Raw genomic sequence first — 19,498 nt, 5'->3', positions numbered from 1 at the left:
GGAAGACAGCCGGGCCAAGGTGCTGCTGACCCAGGGAGGGTTAAGTGATAAGGCTGGGGAGTTGTTCGATGGAAGAGTGGTGGTGATAGAAGAAGCTGCTGCGGCGGGAATGCCCGAAGGAGCTATAGAGGACATCAACCGTCCGGACGACCTGTGCTATGTGATCTACACCTCGGGCACCACCGGCAGGCCCAAAGGCGTGATGGTGGAACATAGGAATGTGACCGCTTATATCCATGCCTTCACCAAAACGACTGGAGTGAGCAGATCCGATGTGCTGGTGGAACAGCATGCATTTACCTTTGACGCTTTTGCCGAAGGCTTCTTCGGGGGCTTGTTGAATGGGGCCACTTTGATCCTTCCCGGAAAGGACCAATCACAGGACCTGAACGGTTTTATGGATTTGATCAAAAAGAACCAGGGGACCATGGTGTTTGTCAGTCCGCTTTTCCTGAGCGAGATGAACAAAATGCCGCCCATCGCCTCGGTCCACTCGTATGTGTGCGGCGGAGATATCTTAAAATGGGATTATATTTCGCATTTGTCCGAAGGAGCTGTCATTTATAACAATTACGGGCCGACCGAAGCGACCATATCGTCTACAATATACAAATGTCAGAATTTATTAGGCGGGGTCGTTCCCATCGGCCGTCCCATTGCCAATTACAAAGTGGTGATACTGGATCGCTGGGAAAAATTGAATCCGGTGGGGATCCCCGGTGAGTTGTGCATCTCCGGGGCAGGCTTGGCCCGGGGATACCTGGGCCGGCCGGATCTGACCGGCGAGAAATTCACCGAAAGCCCAATATGGCCGGGACATAGAATGTACCGCACAGGAGACCTGGCCCGCTGGATGCCGGATGGCAACATACAATTCATAGGCCGCATTGACCAGCAGGTTAAGATCAGGGGCTACCGGATCGAATTGGGAGAGATAGAAGCGCTGTTGTCCAAACATCCGGCCGTCAGGGAAAACGCCGTGCTGGCGCTGTGCGATGAGGCGGGCGAGAAATATCTGTGCGCCTATATCTGCGCCGATCAGGAACTGACAGCTGTCGAAATGAGAAAACACCTGTCGGATGCCCTGCCCGACCACATGATACCTCAGGCATACGTTCAATTGGACAGGCTTCCCCTGACCGCCCACGGCAAACTAGACCGGGAGTCGCTGAAGAAATCCTCGGACAGGATCAGGTCCGGAATAGAATTCCAGGAACCGTCTACCGCGGCGGAGAAGGACATTGCCGGAGCCTGGGAAAAAGTATTGTCCCTGGGAAAAGTTAGTGTCAACGACGATTATTTCGTGCTGGGAGGCGACTCCATCAAGGCGGTCAAACTGGTATCCCTGCTGTCGGATAAATACAAGGTCACCCTGACCGACATCTTCGAGAACAGGACTGTTAAAAAACTGGCAGATGTTCTGGCTTCCAGGAAGCACGACTTGAAACAGAATTTCGACCGGATCAGGCGGGAAACGGCGGAACAGGACGGCGACAGGAACGACAGAATCAACAGGTCTCTGGAAGGACAGGCAAAAAAATACCGGGCTCATCTGGATGAAGAGACCGGGTTGGATATTGAGACGCGGATCGATTCATGCAACACTCTGCTGACCGGTGCCACCGGGTATCTGGGCATGTATATTCTCCGGGAGCTGCTGGAAAAAAGCGACAGTAATATCACAGTGTTGATCAGGGCCGGGAATAATGCAGCGGCCGAAGAAAGGCTGAAAAAGAAGTGGGCTCATTATTTCGGCGACAGCCTCATGGAAAAGGATCGTGCCCGCATCCGGGTGTTGAGCGGCGACCTGGCGGCCGAGAATCTTGGTTTGGATCCCAAAGAATATCAAGTGCTGTGTCAGGAAATCGATTGCATCATACATTCCGCAGCCTATACCAAGCATTTCGGCGAATATCAGGCATTTTACCGGGGCAATATCGCCGCCACCAGGAACCTGCTGGATCTTGCAAAGACTGGCCGGAGAAAGGTCTTCAACCACATCTCCACCACCAGCGTGGGCAGCGGGAGCGTTCAGGGAAGGGAAGCGGTGCTCTTCACCGAATATCTCGGAGATATCGGCCAGCAGATAGATGGTTATTATGTCAGGAGCAAACTGGAGGCCGAGAAACTGGTGCTGGCCGCAGGCAGGCAGGGACTGGATTTCAATATATTCCGGGCCGGCAACCTTACCTTCGATTCGGCAACAGGAGGTTTTCAGGAGAATATAGGCGATAACGCCTTCTATATCATGCTGAGATCGTTCATTCGATTGGGTATCATGCCGGACCTTGACATCAGGAACGTGGATCTGACCTTTGTGGACCAGGCGGCCCAGGCGATCGTCGAAATGTCCGGCAAAAAAGGCCTGCTGAACAGGTGCCATCATATAATGAACGACAATTACATCAGCGTCAAGGACATCGCCGGAAGGTTCGCCGGGAACGGCATCCAGATCAAGGTCCTGCCGGTGCCCTTGTTTCTGGATTCCCTGGAGGAAAAGAGCCGGGACGAAAGGCACCGCGACGATGTGTCCAATATCCTGATACACTCGAACCTGCTGGAGGAATCCCAAACCACATATTTCGACGTTACCTGCATCGGGACGTCGGCGATCCTGAAGCGCCTAGGCTTTAGATGGGAAGAACCTGGCCTGGCGCAATTTGCCAAAATGCTCACTCATTGCCGCAAGGTGAGGTTCATCTGATGGTGGGAGAAAAGATCAAGCTGGTCTGCCTTCCCTATGCCGGAGGTTCAGCCGCCGTTTTTGCCCCGCTTAAAAAGCACCTAGCCGGTTGGATTGAACTGTATGCCATGGAATACCCAGGCAGGGGATGCAGGCATCAGGAGACCTTTTACAGGTCGATCGCAGATGCCGCAGCCGATATCGCCGGGAAGATTTCCTTATTCGACGGGTCATTTGCCATACTTGGCCACAGCCTGGGAGGGTTAATCGGGTACGAAACCTGCCGGCTCCTGCAAACAGGCGGGGCAAAAATGCCGGAGCACCTTTTCGTATCGGGTAAGCAGGCTCCGCATATTATGGTCAAGGAAAAACAGGTGCATGAGATGTCCGATGAGGACTTCAAGCGGGAAGTTATGGAATTGGGCGGGACGCCGGAGGAGGTTTTTCAGCATCAAGAGCTTTCCGGCTATTACCTGCCGATACTCAGGGCTGACTTCAGGATCTCCGAACTCTACCGCCATCGGGAATCTGCCCAGTTAAAGGGTATTCCCCTGACCGTGCTGGGCGGTGACCGGGACGAGATGACACCCCTGCAACTGGCTGAGTGGAAGAGGCACACCACCGGGGATTTCCGGGTGATGATGTTATCCGGGGGACATTTCTTCATCAATCACAATTTCAAGGCCGTGGCCGGCGTTATCAACCAGGCTCTGGCCGGAAAATAATGTATAAAGATAGGTGGGCAATGGAAATCTGGGCGGTAAAAATCACGGAACCCATACCTGACCCCTTGTTCCGGGAGTTGCTGGCCAAAACCAGCAGGGAGGAAAGCAAACGCATAGGTTCCTTCCGGCAGAGCGCGGATGCCGAAAGGGCCCTAGTGTCAATTTTGTTGAGGAATGCCGTACTGGGCGATAAACTCCGCCTTTCTCCGGAACAACTGGCATTTGGGAAAAGCGAATATGGAAAACCGTATCTTTTGACCACAGAAGGTCTGCACTTCAACCTTACGCATTCGGGGATATGGGTGGCGGCGGTCTTCGATAAGCAACCGGTGGGAATAGATATCGAAGAGATCCGGGAGATAGACCTGGACATAGCCCAAAGATATTTTTCCGAGCAAGAACACCGGGACCTGACGGGAAAATCACCCGGTGAACGGATTGCTTATTTTTACGACCTGTGGACCCTTAAGGAAAGCTATATCAAAGCGCTGGGAAAGGGTCTTTCGGTGCCGCTGGGTTCGTTCACAATAAAAAAGTCCCCTCACGCTGCCATATCCCTCAAGTGTCAGGCAGCGGCGGGAACCTGGCATTTCAGGCAATACAAAATTGACCCAGGGTACAAACTTTCAATTTGCGCCGGCAGCCCGGGCTTTCCCGATGCCGTCACGGTAATGGATATCAACGAACTTATAGGCAGGAATTAGATCAAATGAAAAAAGCCTCAAGCAAAACCAGCCTTTTTACTAAAGCTGCCGGGCGCCTGCGGGCCGTGGCCGCAATGTTCATAATTGCCGCCGGTTTCCTGTGGATAGGGATGGTTCCTTTGGCTCCCCCGCCAGCTCTTTCTGATAACGCCGCCCCGGACTTGTTTTCGGCCGGCCGGGCCTTAAGGCATGTGGAAGCCATATCCCAAAGCCCCCGGCCGATTGGATCGGCCGGACACAGCCTGACGGCCGAGTATATAACGGCCGAACTGAAGCTACTGGGGATCGAGACCAGGCGGCAGGAAACCTCTACGGCATTCTCCCCGGAAGGCAGGGTAACTGTGTCCGGTAGAGTGGTCAACATCGCCGGAAGGATAAAAGGCACCAACGGGGGCGGATCGATAGTCCTGGTGGCCCATTACGATTCCGAACCCACCACCTGCGGGGCCGGCGACAATGGCGCAGCGGTGGCTGCGTTGCTGGAAACGGCCCGGGCCCTGTCCCTGGATCGCCGGTTTAAGAACGATGTGATCTTTCTTTTCAGCGACGGTGAAGAGACCGACCTTTTGGGGGCCAGGGCTTTCATTTCGGAGCATCCTTGGGCCAAAAATATCGGAATGGTCATGAATTTTGAGGCCAGGGGAGTAACCGGACCGGCCATAATGTTTCAAACCTGCGGCAACGATCTTCTCTTGGCAAAGGAATTCTCTAAGGCGGTAAAGCGGCCCCTGGCCTATTCGTTCTCACAGGAGATTTACCGGGTGATGGGGAACATCACTGATTTTAATGTTTTTAAAGAGGCCGTTTGTCCGGGTTATAATTTTGCCTTCATCGACGGGGCCTATGCCTACAGCAACATGTTCGATACCCCCGGCAGCCTGGATAACCGCAGTCTCCAGCATCACGGCGATTATGCCTTGGGATTGGTCCGCAGCCAGGGGGACGAAGACCTAAGCCGTCTCCGGCTTCAGAGTGATGCGGTTTTTTTCAGTCTGCCCTGGTACGGTTTAGCGGTCTATTCCCGGCAGGCGGCCACGCTATTGGTAGTCTGCATTATCCTCTTGTTTTTCCTGCTGCTGATATGGGGAGTGATGAAAAAAACATTATCAATTAAAGGGGTATTGGGAGGATCTCTGGCAGCACTCTTGAGCATTATAGTGGCATCTGTCGCGGCGCATTTTTTGTGGCAATTACTGAAGGGAATCCAGCCCGGCAGTTTAAAATTGTTCTGGAACAAACCGCTTTCCGCAGCCATTGTCCTGCTGGGACTTTCACTAACCGCTTTAGTGCAGAGATGGGCCGCCGGAAAGACCGGGCTGAAAAACCTGATGGCCGGATGGTTATTTTGGATCATGTTGTTCCTGGCGGCGGCCAGCCTGTGGGCCCCGGGGGCCAGCTATCTTTTTGCCTGGCCCCTGCTGGGCGGGCTGGCCGGGCTGAGCCTGATGATGCTTGAGTCGAGGTCCATTCCCATAGAAACCTCAATCACTGCAGCCTTTGCCCTTTGGGCCGGGCCGGCCTTGGTCCTGGCAGCGCCTGCCCTGTACCTGGTCTTTACGGCCATGACTCTGGAGCTTGCCGGGTTGCTGATAGTTCCGGCCATTCTCTTTTCCGGGCCGCTGGTTCAAATGGTTCTGATGGTCAGTAAAAAAAGAAGCATGATTTTTGGGGTATCTCTGTTCGTACTGTTCTTGATTCTGACGGGGCTGGAATGCTTTCGCCTGAATGCTGAAAAGGATTTTCCCAGGGAGGATGTCCTTTTCTACTGCCTTAACGCCGACAGTTCCTCGGCGATCTGGGCCAGTTCCGATCAAAAGCCAGATGAGTGGACAATAGAATTCTTTGGTCCGCAACCGGGCCGAAGACGGATCGAAAACTATCTGCCAGCTGTCAGGGCCAGGGAATTTCTGGCAGCCCCGGCTCCGGTCTTTCCCCTGCCTGCCCCGGAGATGAAAGTTCTTGAAGACAGGGACACGTTAGGTTTCCGCCGGCTCAGCTTCCGGATAAAGACCGTACGCCAGGCCTTGGTAATATATGTATCAATCAACCAGGAGGCAGAATTGCTGGAATGCACCATTGACGGGAAAACAGTCCGCGTCAATACCGGCAATCAATCCGCTGCGCCCACAGCCTGGTCCATAGACTGTTATAAACCCCCGGTAACCGGCGTTGTAATATCCGTTCTATTGAAAAAACACTGCCCGGTCGATATCAGTGTGACCGACCGGACCGAGGGGTTCGAATCATTTCCGGGTTACAAGGTCAAACCGCGGCCTGCTTATATAACTCCCGCGCCGGTAGGATTCGGTAACGCTGTTTTTGTGACTAAGATTCATCATCTATGATATTTATTTGATCCGACCCATATGAAAAAACACCTTTGGCACAATACGGCCAAAGGTGTTTTTTTCATAACTGGTGCGCCCGAGAGGATTCGAACCTCTAACCTACGGATTCGTAGTCCGTTGCTCTATCCAGTTGGGCTACGGGCGCACTTATCATATAATTATAACCATTAATGGGCCGTTATGTCAAGATATTTGATGGCTGATCCTTCGTCACAGCCAGCCTTGCATATTTTTTCCAAAAATGCTTGTAATTTTGGATTTTAATTGATACAATAGAAATCAAACAAATTATTTTGGGGGAGATTCCGATAAATGAAACTTGAAGCCAGCCTGGTAAGATATCTGGGACAGCCTTTGGCAGAAAAGCTTGAGGGCGGAAAGCTTTCGGGCGAAGAAGCCAAGCAGGCCACCGAAAAACTGAAAAAACTGTTTGGATCCTTGTCCCCCTATCTCCCCCGGGGCCTGCATGGCAGGCTGCAGGGACTGGGCAAGGGAGAAAAGCTTTCCGCCGCCATCCTGCTGGCCGACGTCTCCGGGTTCACCACTTTGTCGGAGAGGCTGTCCCGCACCGGCAAGGAGGGGGCCGAAGAGGTCACCAACATCATCAACAGCTATTTTTCGCCGCTTATCAAGATCACCCTTAAATACGGGGGCGACCTGGTCCGCTTCGGCGGAGATTCCATCACCGTCATCTTTGAACCCCTTCCGGGCGAATCCGCCGGCAAGGAACGCCGGTCCGCCCAGGCCGCTTGGGAGATGGCCGAGTTCGTCAAGAATTTCGCCGAGGTCAAGACCTCCATCGGCTCGTTCCCGGTGGGGTTGCACCTGGCCCTGCATACCGGAAGCTTCACCGCCTGTCAGGTGGGCAACCAGGCCGACGGTCTGCAGTACCTGCTGGCCGGCCAATCGGCCGCCACTGCCGCCCGGCTGGAGGACGAGGCCGAGGCGGGCCAGATACTGATATCCAAAGAGATGCAGCAGGCTTTAGCCGGTTCGGTCAGGACCGAAAAGAAGGCCGAAGATTCTTTCCATCTGCAGGAACTGACCGGCCAATCCCCGGCCGGGCACGAACAGCAGGACGGCGGCGAACAGAACCCGGAAACTTTGGCCCGGAAGATCCAGGATTTGGCGGCTTTCCTGCCGCCCTGGCTTTTCCAGCGGCTGATCACCGACCACAAGTCCGGAGCCCAGAGCGGGGAGCATACCAGGGCCACCGTTCTGTTCCTCAGTTTCTCCGGCCTGGATTTTGACAACGACGCCAGCGCGGTGGCCAAACTGCAGAACTATTACCAGGTGCTGCAGCAGACGGTGAAATCATACGACGGTCACATCAATAAAATAGATTCCGGACAGAACGGCCAGCGGGCTTTGATCCTGTTCGGCGCTCCCCAGTCCCACGAGGACGACGAGATCCGGGCCGCCCTGTGCGGGCTGGAGATGCTTTCGCACCAGGAATTCTCCTACAGCGGAATGCACCAGAAATTCGGGATCAACTCGGGCTATGTGTTTGCCGGGACGGTGGGCTCGGCGGTCCGCCGGGAATACACCGCCATGGGCGACGAGGTGAACCTGGCCGCCCGGCTGATGGCCTCGGCCAGCGAAGAGGAACTGCTGGTGACCGAGGCCACTCACCGCAAGTGCAAGAACAAATTTACGGCCGACCCGTTGGGCGAGCGCCAGTTCAAGGGCAAGGTCCATCCCATCAGCATCTTCAAGGTCACCGGAAAAAAGGAGGGCGGCGACGACATATTCGCCAAGTGGATCTCCGAGTCCAAAGCCATAGTGGGTCGCAACCAGGAACGGGAGCTTTTGAACCAGGCTGTCGATAAGACGCTTTTGGGCAAAGGCCAGATAGTTTCCATAGTGGGCGAAGCCGGCATCGGCAAGTCGCGCCTGACCCGCGATCTCACCAGCCGCTGGATGGAGCACGGCTACAGCCTGTTCGGCGGCAGCTGCCAGTCTTACGGCCAGGCTATCAGTTACCTGCCCTGGTCCGAACTGCTGGAGGCCTACCTGGGGCTTAAAAAGACCGACAGCCCGGAGCAGAAGGCCCAGAAAATTGAAAAGGCCCTGGCCATAATAGATCCCCAGCTTAAGGATTGGGCCCCCATCCTGGGCGAGGTCACCGGGGTCCAGATGCCCGAGACCCAGCTCACCAAATCGCTGGACGCCAAGCTGCGCCAGCAGAGGTTGTTTGACCTGGTGCTGGATCTGGCCGGATGGGGCGCCTCCCAGGAACCGCTGATGCTGATATTGGAGGATCTGCATTGGGCCGACAGCGCTTCCATGGAACTGCTAAATTATCTGGCCCGCAACATCGGTGATAAGGCAATTCTATTGTGCCTGGTCTACCGGCCGCTGGAGACCCAGCACGAATTTGCCGCCAAGGATTACCACCACGGAATCAGCTTGAAAGAACTGACCCCGGAGGAGAGTTTGGAATTAGTGCGGTCGCTTTTGGCCATCGAAGGGATGCCGCCGGAGCTGGAGGCCCTGATCCTTAAAAAATCCCAGGGCAACCCTTTCTTCGTGGAAGAAGTGGTAAAGTCGCTGATCGAGCAGAAGGTGGTGGACGAAAAAGACGGCAAGTGGCAGGTGATAGATTCCGAGGTCCGCAACGTCAACATCCCCGACACCGTCCAGGGGGTCATCAAGAGCCGGGTGGACCGCTTAAGCTACGAAACCAAGGAGGTGCTGCAGTTCGCTTCGGTGATCGGGCGGGAGTTCAACTTTAACCTGCTGTCCGGCATCTACCCCAAAAAGGAGCAGATCAAGACGGTGCTGGCCGACCTCAACCGCTTTGACCTGGTGCTGATGGAAGGCGATGACGCCTACCTTTTCAAGCACATCATGACCCAGGAAGTGGCCTACGACAGCCTGCCCTTTGCCAAGCGGCGCGAGCTGCACAACACCATCGGCGACCAGCTGGAGGAGATCCACCAGGACAAGATCGAGGAAGCCTTCGGCCTGCTGGCCCACCATTACTATCACGCCAACAACTGGGAGCCGGCCTTCTTCTATTCGGTGGAGGCCGGGGACAAGGCCAAAAAGGTCTATGCCAACCAGGAGGCCCTGGCCCACTACGACCGGTCGCTGGAGATATTTGACAAGATGGTGGAGGCTGGAATGCTGCCGGAGCTGACCAGAAGGATAGAAGAGGAGATCAAGGCCGAGGAGGACAAAAAGGCGCTGGGAGCGAAATAGCGAGAACCGGGACGCGGATTGACGCGGATTTATTTCAAGGTTATTTAACGGGGGTTATTTAGGAGCAATTCAACAATTGCCCTATAAATTTTTCACTAATGGTCTACATAGCCACGACCTTAAGGTCGTGGCTATGTAGTTAAATTTTACATCATTTTAGCGCAAAGTGCAAAAAATACATCTCAGTAAATCATTGCAAATCAATAATGTCACAAAACAAACGGTAAAATATTGCATTTTTGATGAATTATTATAGTATAAACAATGTCTTTATTAAAAATTGCTGTATAACTAACTGCAAACAAATCAATAGCTTAGAAAACATGTATTATTCTATTTGAGGTTTGGTATATTAATTGCATATTTAAGTAAAACAGAAATCATAAATACAAACTAATTCATAAACAGGAGAAAAACATGAAGAGCATGTCCAAATGGTTAGTGGTTCTGGCTTTAGTGGTTTTGGCAGCCAATGCCTTTGCCATTCCAGCCAATCCCCGGCCGCGTACACTCACCCAGCCCGACGGAAGCAAATTTCAAGCTACGTTAAAGGGCGATGAGCACTTCCATTTTGCCGAAACGGCTGATGGTTACTCCATTGTGCAGAATGAAAAAGGCTATTGGACCTATGCCAAGCAGGAGAATGGCTTATTGGTAGCCACCAATCTGGTGGTCGGTAAAAGCGCCTGCGACTACGCTCTGCATTTAAGACCCAGCGCCGATGCGGTGCAGGCCCTGCCCCAGAACGCCGGCAAGGTCATCAACTTCTCGGTGGAAAAACGCCACAAAATGTCCACTGACTTCCTGTATGGAAAGGACCAGACCAAGCTTTCTGCCGCCAAGGCCGCCAGCGGAAGACAGTATATGAACGTGGTGCTGGGAGACTTCTCGGACAGCACCTTTGCCTGGTACGCCGGAACCGAAAAGGCCGGCCAAAACCCCTACACCCCATTTCCGTATGACCATACTGCCGCCAACAATCACAATTTGGCGCTCACCAACTGGTTCAACTTCCTGGCCTACGGCGACTCAATTTCCCCCTATGTGCCAGACTCTTCAATAGTAGGCTCCATGAGCAACTTCTACAAAGATTTCACCATGAACAAATGCTGGTGGTTCGGTTCGGTTTCCGCAGTAGTGGCCACCGGCATCACCAGACTGGCCAGCGTCAGTGCTGACGCCCCGTCCTCCACCTATTATACACCGGCCCTGAACGGCGCCGATGCCACGGTTGATTACGACAACGACAACAACGGAGTGGCCGACGGCCTGATCCTGGTCCACCCAGGTCCGGGGCAGGAAGAATCCAGCGATACCAAAGACATCTGGTCGATGTCCATGACCGGCAGTTTCGGCACCCGCGATGGCGTCACCATAACCGAGCTGATCGCCTGCCCCCAGAACGGCCAACTGGGCGTGTTCTGCCATGAGATGTTCCACCAGATAGGCGGACCGGACCTTTACGACTACGGTTATTCCGGCACCCCCTGGGGCGAATGGTCCTTGATGGACAACGGCTCCTACAACGGCAACCTGGGCGGCGACAAGCCGGCCTTCCCCGGCGGCCACCTGCAGTATGACGTGGACGGCCACATTGAGACCGGCGTGGACGGCTGGTTGACCGCCGGTGCTGTGGGCAACACCGATTCCATCTCCAGCCTTTACCGCGGCGACGGCCAGTACACCATCTGCGCACTTGATTCCGCCGGAGAGGCCCGCCGGGGCCATGTTACCAGCGGTATCCGGTTGTGGCGCGTCCGCAACAATGCCTTCCGTGATTCCGCCCAGGTGTTCCTGGTGGAACTGCGGAACCGCACCCCACCCTACGAAGAGGGCTTGCCCGAGAATGGAATCATCGTTACCCACTTGGATACCCGGATGGGCGGAGGCTCGCGTTTTAACGACGGTCCGCCTACTGTAAAATACTATTATTCCTGGGTGGAACAGCCCGGCATCAATCCCAACACCGCCTATGCCGCAGGTGACAGTCTTTTTCCGCGCCAGTGCGCAAATGCCGCCTATTCGGCTCAGGATGTAAGCCCCGGAGGATATGCCGAGAACGCCATAGACTCGTTGACCATCCCCAACTGTAAGACCAACCGCGGCACCGGCAACGGCGGCGGTAACGGTCCCTGGATATACGACGTCTCCGATGAAGGACCCACCATGACATTTAAAGTGGCTCGGACCGGCCTGGCGGCCGCTACTCCGCTGGTGGGCTACCAGTCATCGGTGGTGTTGGATCCGGTTCTGCTTTATACCGCCAACAACAACAATTCCATATTCGATCCCTGGGAATACGACTCGGTTAAAGTTACCCTGCGCAATACCGGCGTGGCTATCACAGCCGGCGCGGCCTGTTCATTGTATGTAGTGGACGGGGAACAGTGGGCCACAGTTACCAACCCCGGCTGGAAAGCGGTAGGCGGCGGAGCCATAGTTGCCAACGGCAGCGGCCAGAGTCTGTCCTTTGCGGTGGCCATCAACAAGGACGCCCCCAAGTTCTTCGACATAACCTTTGCGGTCGCATTCCGTAGCACCACTCCCGCCTATAATACCATCAGCTATTTCACCCAGAGGATCAGCGGCCTGGTGGTGGTCAAGACCTACGACTTCCAGAACCTTCGGGTGGGCGGAACCACTTGGGACTGGCGGATAATGCCCAGCTCGGTGGCGGTATTAGCAGACACCGTGTTCGTCAGCAACGCCAACCTGGACCATGCCACTTTTTCCTCCCGGCTTTATGCGGTCGGCAAAAACACCACCAACAATCCCTTGCTTCCGGCCGATACCATCCGTTCCATCAATAACCGTGGTTCGGTCCATGTGGCCACCAAATATGCCGGCGGTATAGACATTGACAACTCAGGCCAGCTTTGGATCTCCCTGCAGGACTCGGTTTACGGTTTCAATAGGTCCACCACCGTAAACAACTTCTTCCGGGCGCCAAACGTTTCCTGGGGCGGAACTCCGATGCTCCGCATCCGGGGCGTGGCCTTTGGACCGGCGGTGATAGACACCATAGGACCCGACCCGATCTCCGGAGACTCTTTGTGGGTTTACTGGCAGAATTACGAAGCTTTCTCCGAATCCCTGATGTTAATAAGCAAGCCGGCCTCGGGAACTGCAGTAAAGCGGGCCGGATACAGCTGGGACGAGACCGCTTACGGCGCCAGCTATGGCGGCCAGTGGTGGAACGGCCGGGCCTTGGAAAATGACGGCTCCAGCATCTGGACCTCCTCTGTATTCATGAACTATTTAATGCGCCGGAACCCGACCAATGGACAATTGGTTGACATCATGCCCGGACCTTCCACCTACGGTAGCTACGGCACCTATGGCATGGCCATGGAAGCCACCAACTCGGCCGGAGTTCCTTACGCCCCGGTGGGAACAGCAGCCTATGTTCCCTATGCGGTGGGCAACCGGCACTATCTGTATTGCGCCTCCATGGACGAAGCCAAGGTTTACAAGATCGACATCACCGGCCTGGTTGGAGCGACCCCGCCCGACAGCGTCAAGGTAACCACGCTTTCCGCCACCAGCAATAAGATCAAGTGGTTCAAGGCCAACGTTGACAAACAGAAGGTATTCCGGTACAACCTGTATAGGCAGGTCCTGGGATCAACCACTCCCCCGACATCCGGCGACCTGCTGGCTACCATCACCCACCGTTACGGAGCCGGCGTGGCCGACAGCTTTATCGACAACAGCGCCAAGGGCGGCAAGGCTGCCTGGGTCTACACCGTAACCTCATCTAACTATTACACCGGCGGATCATGGGGCGCCTCGGTCAACGCCGACGCCAAGGCGGTTGAGCTTACCAGTTTCGCGGCTGCAACCTCCAACAACAGCGTTACTCTTAACTGGGCCACCGCTTCCGAACTGAACAACTACCAGTGGATCATCAAGCGTTCCGTTGATGGCGTGAATTACCAGGATGTGGCCACTTTGGACGGCGCCGGAACCAACCCCTACGGCAAATCTTACAGCCATACCGATGTGGTGGAAGCTGAAGGCATCTATTACTACCAGCTGTACAATGTCAACAGCGATGGTCACCAAAGCCTCTCCGGCCAGCTGATAGAGACCGTAGGCAAGATCCCGGTGGCTTACGAATTGTCCCAGAATTATCCTAACCCGGTCGGCCGCAATTCCACCAAAGTAGCCTTTGCCTTAAAGAACCCGGGCAAGGTCAGCCTAGTGGTCTACAACGTGCTGGGTGAGCAGGTGAAGACCCTGGCCAACGATACCCGCAAGGCCGGTTTCTACACCGTTACCTGGAATGGAACTGATGACAACGGCCGCCAGGTTTCCAACGGCATCTACTTCTACAAGCTGATCTCGGGCGAGTTCCAGTCCACCAAAAAGCTTACGGTGCTTAAGTAATCGTTTAGCTTTTTACATATCAAACCCCCCCGCCTTTGGCAGGGGGGTTTGATGTAAGGGGGGGAAAACTTTAAAGTAAGGAAGGAGGGACACTAAAATGAATAAAATTATGACAACGTTGTTTATGTGTCTTTTCCTGACAACAGGGTTATTGCAAGCCATGCCGCCCCGGGAGGGGATTGTTCTGGATAAAGAACAAATGGAATTGATGCAAAAACTGGGCATTGATTCCCCGAAGAACGGAATCTTGCAGAGTGAGATCAAACTTGGCAGGACAAAAATATCGGGAAATCGCAATTATCCGGTGGTTACCGGCGATTTTACCGATACTGTGCATATCTATACCAATGCCGCGATGCAAACTAATCTGTTCAATACTGGTGCCGGGGTAAAGTCGGTTAATAACTATTATCGGGATATGTCCTATAATGCCATGAGCTGTTCGGGCAGCGTGTTTAACTGGGTCTCCAGTGGCAATACCAGGGCTTACTTCGGAAATAACGCTGGAGGTTTGACAGACGGCACAACCAAAAACACCTATGAGTTCATTCTAAAAACGCTTCAAGCCTGCGATGCTGCTGTTAATTTTGCCAATCCCAGTTTTGATTCCAATAATGATGATACCGTAGATGTTTTGTGGGTTATTCATGCCGGAAGGGGACGCGAAGAAACCGGATTAAATGCTGATATCCATTCGCATAGTTTTTGGCTTACCGGCTTTACAGGTGGTGTCCCGTATGTTACCGGAGATGTGAACTCGCGCGGAAAAAATGTCCGGATAAATATATAATAATGCCCGAAAAGACCGTTTACGGCGACGGCAACAGCGGAACGGTTGAGATCATCGGGTGCGGTGTATTTTGCCACGAATTCGGACATGCCTTGGGGTTACCGGATCTTTACGACACTGGTGGTTACGGTGAAGGATTAGGCAACTGGTCAGCTATGGCCGCCGGTTCCTGGGGTGGTAATGGTTTGACAAACGCTACTCCGGTATGTCTGGATGTATGGTGCAAGAGGTTTTTGGGCTGGATAGTGCCTTTTAATGTCACCCAGAACGGATCATACAATTTCAGCGCCACACTGTCCGATTCCCACCGCACTACCGCCAGGGTTTCCAAGCTTGGCCTTCTGACCAACACCCAGTTCTGGCTGATAGAGGATCGTCGGTCTGCCGCCACCGGCCCGGTCAGCGGAGTGGCTTGGGACCAGAATATTTACAGCTCTGGTCTGGCCATATACCATATCGATAGTACATATACTACGACTACCTATCTGAATGCCAATACGGTAAATAATGCCGGATCGCGGGCCTTGGGCGTGGCCTTGGAGGAAACCGACCAAACTGCGGCTACCTATGTTTCGGAATTATATAACGGCACTAACCGGGGCGATGCCGCAGACATGTGGAACAGCACCAACCAGGCCAATTTCGACAGCACAGGTACCGCGTACCCCATCACCTATCTCAACAACGGCACCAGCCGTTCAGGGACAGCGATCCGAAAGATACCGGCGGCCGGCAAGAGCGGGGACATAGCCAAAGCCATGCTCTGCACATTATATGTGATCCCGGCCGGGCCTTTGGGGGTGAACCTTTCCCAGTTCACAGCGACTACCGGGCAGTACGGCATTACCCTGAACTGGCGGACCGAAAGCGAAATGGAAAGCTATGCTTGGGCTATTGAACGTACAAATGGTCCGGCGGAGAATTACCAGACCGTTGCTAACCTGCCTTCCTACGGCACCACCAACACCGCCCATGATTACAGTTTTACCGACTACTCCCCGGAACTGACCTCGGGAGTTTATTACTATCGGTTGATCCAGTCTGATGCTTCGGGCGACCAGAATTCTTTCGGTCCGCTGGAGGTCAGCTATATTAAGCCAGGCCCAGCAGCGCTGGGATACGCACTAATGCCAGCTTTTCCCAATCCATCCCAGGGCGGGGTCAGTTTTAAATATTCCCTAAAGCAAGCTGGACAGACCAGCATCAAGGTCTATAACCTGCTTGGAATGGAAGTGCAGACGCTGAGCGAAGGGTGGAAAGAAGCAGGCATGCATCCGGCAATGTGGAACGGCAAGGACCGTCAGGGAAAGTTATCAGCCAATGGAGTGTATTTCTATAAATTAGTTTCCGGTAATTTCACTGCCACCAAAAAAATAACCATCCTGCGATAGCGGTCCAAGTTATTCTTGATAAACTGCAGACGGGTCCCAGCTTGAATAAATGGCTTTTGACCGGGGCCCGTTTGTATAATATTACATTTATAACCTTAAAGAAAATGGCCAAAAGACGAAAAATCATCGGTGAGATAATGGTCTCCCTGGGTTATGTAACCTTGGAACACATCAACAAGGCCCGTTGGCAGCAGATGCAGGGGACGGGAAAGCGCATCGGCGAGTGCCTGGTGGACCTGGGGCACACCACCCATGACGAGGTGCACCGGGCGCTTCAGGTACAGGAGCTGGACCCGGCGGAGTAGAGGTGTCTTCGATAAACCCGCCTGCGGCGGCCACTCAGACACCTATGCGCAATCCGGCGGAGTAGGTACCATAATGGGACGCGAATATCCGCAGATTTAGCAGATTCACGCAGATTTTATTTTACAAATTTGCCTGTTCAGTGTAAACATTTTACATTAACGAATAACGAGATTTGTGCCATTTGTGCTTTTTGTGGCTAAATCGTTATAGATTGTCAGTGTTATTTCGTGCCTTTTAGTGGGCAGGTTCCCAGGTCTGTTTAAGTCATTAACTAAAATTTAACATAGAGGACAACATTCAATGAAACGAGCTCTGTCGGTAATCTTCATCCTGGTATTGGCCGTTTCCCAGGCACTGGCTACCGATCCCAGCGTTCTAAAGATGCGGATCGGCGCTTTCTCCACCAAAAGCGGAATGCCTTCCTACAAGAACCTGGGTCTGGAGCGGACGGCCAAGGCCGACGGTCCGGACTATTACATCGTTCAGTTCACCGGTCCGGTGCTGGACGCCTGGCGCGACCAGGTGGTGCGGGCCGGGGGCAAGGTTTTTGACTACCTCCCCAACTATGCCCACATCGTTAAAATGACCCCCCAGGTGAAGGCTGTAGTGGAAAAGATGCCCATGGTCCAGTTTGTGGGATACAACCAGCCGGCTTTCCGCATCAGCCCCAAATTGCTGGAAGCTCCAACCCCATATTCATTGGATGAGCCGGGACGGATCATGCTGAACATCGTTACCTTTGAAGTGGCCGACGCCAAACCGGTCAGAGAACGGATCACCGCCAAGAAAGAAGTCCGCTACCTTCAGCACGGCGAGAACATAGTACAGGTATCCATTCCAGCCGACCAGTCAATAGAGATCGCCAAAGAGATCGCCAATTATCCCGAGGTTTACTGGGTTGAACGCTATTTTCAGCCTACCCTGCACAACGCCTGGAGCCGCTGGATCAACCAGAGCTTGGACTCCACCGGCATGAGGGCGGCCGCTGATTCCTGGAAATCAAAGCTGACCAACAATACCGCCGACGATTCCCTGAAAATGCCCATTTACAAACGCGGATTGTACGGCCAGGGCCAGATTGTAGGAGACGATGATACCGGCATGGACTGGGACAACATCTATTTCCGGGATGCTTCATTAAAACCTTTATATGACAAGAACAAAGACACCATAGTTGATTTTCAAAACGCCCACCGAAAAATAGTTTCCTACAATGTTCATGCCGATACCTTCGACCTGACCTCTTCCGGTCACGGCAGCCATACCAGCGGCTCAATCGGCGCCGACAGCCTGGGATGGCTGACCACCCAAGCCTCACTGCCCCGGGCCATGGGAATGGCCCCCAAATGCCGGATAGCCTTTACCGATATCGGCGGAGCCAGCGATGCCTTGGTATTGCCCACCAACTATGCCGACATATACATCTGGGAATACAACGCCGGGGCCAGGGTTACTTCTTCCTCCTGGGGGCAAAGCGCCGGCGGGGCCTCTAGTTATACCATAAACTGCCGCCAGCTTGATACCGTGGCCTGGGCTCACCAGGACCTGGTGATGTTCCGTTCTGCCGGTAACGACAATACTTCGGGAGACCGGGTAAACTCGCCAGCTACTTCCAAGAACATCGTCTGCGTTGGCGCCAGCGAATCAGGATTCGGCTCCACCGCCACCACCTGGGCGGTCAACGGTACTGCCGACCGCAATGAACTTTTGGATGTGGCCGAGTTTTCCTCCCACGGTCCGACCGACGAGGGCCTGAGGAGGCCGGCCATACTGGGTTGCGGCGGATGGTACATTTGGTCGGTGGATTCTGACGGCAGTTTGACCACAAACAACACCGGCATTGTAACCATGGGCGGAACTTCCATGTCCACTCCCACCATGGCCGGCATGGGAGCCCAGGTGCGGCAGTATCTTACCGAGGGTTGGTGGAAGACCGGAACCAAGGTGGCCGGAGACGCCATTGCCGCTCCCAAAGGAGCCTTGATCAAATCGCTGATGATGCTGGCTACCCGGAACTTTAACGGTGCCTATTCCATAGACGCCATCGGCCAGACCGGAACCCAGAACGTGCCTTCGCAGGGCCAGGGCTGGGGCGGAGTGGTGCTGGATGACGCTCTCTATTTCTCGGGCGACGCCCGCAAGCTGAAGATAGACGATGCCAAGACCTTCACCACCACCGGGCAGACCTATTCCTATACCATCAGCACCGGCACTTCCACCACCGAGCCCTTAAAGATAGTATTAGCTTATTACGATTATCCTTCGGCCTCGCCCAGCACCGACATCTCGGTCAACAATCTTAACCTGACCGTGACCGATGGCACCAACACATACTTGGGCAATGTCTTTGGCCAGCCGGCCAGCAACGGCTTTTCCATCACCGGCGGCACTGCCGATACAGTGAACCCGGAAGAAGTGGTCTGGCTGGCCCCGGCCTCCTCCAAGGCCAGCAGAACCTTTACCGTAACCGTCACCGCCGCCGCCATCAACCGCGGGCCCCAGCCTTTTGCCATCACCGCCGCCGGCGACATCATCTCCAGTACCAACTTCCGGGACGCCCTGGCGGTCAGCTTTGCCGGCATGAACCTGATGGCTTCCTCCGACGGGGTGAACCTTACCTGGCGGACCGAGAGCGAACAGGAATGTTTGCGCTGGGAAATTGAGCGGTCGGAAAATGCCGATCAGGGCTTTGTCACCGTGGGCAAGGTTGACGGAGGTGGAACAACCTCCCAGCCGAAGAATTACAGTTATACCGACAATACCATCACCGCCAAGGGCGAGTATTATTACCGCCTGGCCGAGATCGGCGCCAACGGCAGCACAACGTACTACGGTCCGATGAGCATAGGCTTTGGCGGGGACATCCCGGCCGCCTATATGCTGGCCCAGAGCATACCGAACCCGACGATTGGCAGCACCAACATCAGCTTTGCCCTTAAAAGATCTGGGAACACCAGC

Annotated in this window: 10 protein-coding genes and 1 tRNA gene; 10 read left to right on the top strand and 1 reads right to left on the bottom strand. The window is 54.3% G+C overall.

Features of this window, described 5'->3' with window-relative positions; translation table 11 throughout:
* The 4 genes from HZA73_00695 to HZA73_00680 form a co-directional block, all read left to right on the top strand.
* Window positions 1–2,704: amino acid adenylation domain-containing protein (locus HZA73_00695; protein MBI5804541.1), on the top strand; the 2,704-nt coding region annotated here is incomplete at its 5' end.
* Window positions 2,704–3,408, top strand: coding sequence for a thioesterase (locus HZA73_00690; GenBank protein ID MBI5804540.1), 705 nt, complete (start codon window positions 2,704–2,706; stop codon window positions 3,406–3,408). The genes HZA73_00695 and HZA73_00690, both read left to right, overlap by 1 nt.
* 20 nt (window positions 3,409–3,428) lie before the next feature.
* Window positions 3,429–4,112 (top strand): 4'-phosphopantetheinyl transferase superfamily protein, encoded by a 684-nt coding sequence (locus tag HZA73_00685; protein ID MBI5804539.1) that lies wholly within the window; start codon window positions 3,429–3,431, stop codon window positions 4,110–4,112.
* A 5-nt stretch (window positions 4,113–4,117) separates the two neighbouring features.
* Window positions 4,118–6,457, top strand: a complete 2,340-nt coding sequence (locus tag HZA73_00680) for a M28 family peptidase (GenBank protein MBI5804538.1) — start codon at window positions 4,118–4,120, stop codon at window positions 6,455–6,457.
* Window positions 6,458–6,528: 71 nt separating this feature from the next.
* Here the strand turns inward: HZA73_00680 and HZA73_00675 are convergent.
* A tRNA-Arg gene (locus HZA73_00675) sits at window positions 6,529–6,605 on the bottom strand.
* A gap of 167 nt (window positions 6,606–6,772) precedes the next feature.
* Here HZA73_00675 and HZA73_00670 point away from each other — a divergent pair.
* The 6 genes from HZA73_00670 to HZA73_00645 all read left to right on the top strand — a co-directional run.
* Window positions 6,773–9,664 (top strand): AAA family ATPase, encoded by a 2,892-nt coding sequence (locus tag HZA73_00670; GenBank protein MBI5804537.1) that lies wholly within the window; start codon window positions 6,773–6,775, stop codon window positions 9,662–9,664.
* 426 nt (window positions 9,665–10,090) lie between these two features.
* Entirely contained in the window at window positions 10,091–14,053 is a 3,963-nt protein-coding gene (locus tag HZA73_00665) for an immune inhibitor A (protein ID MBI5804536.1), read from the top strand.
* 97 nt (window positions 14,054–14,150) lie between these two features.
* Window positions 14,151–14,843 carry an immune inhibitor A gene (locus HZA73_00660; GenBank protein MBI5804535.1) on the top strand — a complete coding sequence of 231 codons (693 nt, stop codon included), beginning with the start codon at window positions 14,151–14,153 and terminating at the stop codon, window positions 14,841–14,843.
* Between the two features lie 2 nt (window positions 14,844–14,845).
* Window positions 14,846–16,234, top strand: a complete 1,389-nt coding sequence (locus HZA73_00655) for an immune inhibitor A (GenBank protein ID MBI5804534.1) — start codon at window positions 14,846–14,848, stop codon at window positions 16,232–16,234.
* Window positions 16,235–16,338: 104 nt separating this feature from the next.
* Window positions 16,339–16,539, top strand: coding sequence for a hypothetical protein (locus HZA73_00650; protein MBI5804533.1), 201 nt, complete (start codon window positions 16,339–16,341; stop codon window positions 16,537–16,539).
* 301 nt (window positions 16,540–16,840) lie between these two features.
* The coding region (locus HZA73_00645) for a S8 family serine peptidase (GenBank protein MBI5804532.1) at window positions 16,841–19,498 on the top strand (2,658 nt) is incomplete at its 3' end.

It is taken from the genome of candidate division TA06 bacterium (assembly GCA_016235665.1).
Taxonomy (GTDB): Bacteria; Edwardsbacteria; AC1; order AC1; family EtOH8; genus UBA5202.
The sequence above is the reverse complement of the archived record's forward strand: the minus strand, read 5'-3'. Positions and strand labels throughout refer to the sequence as shown.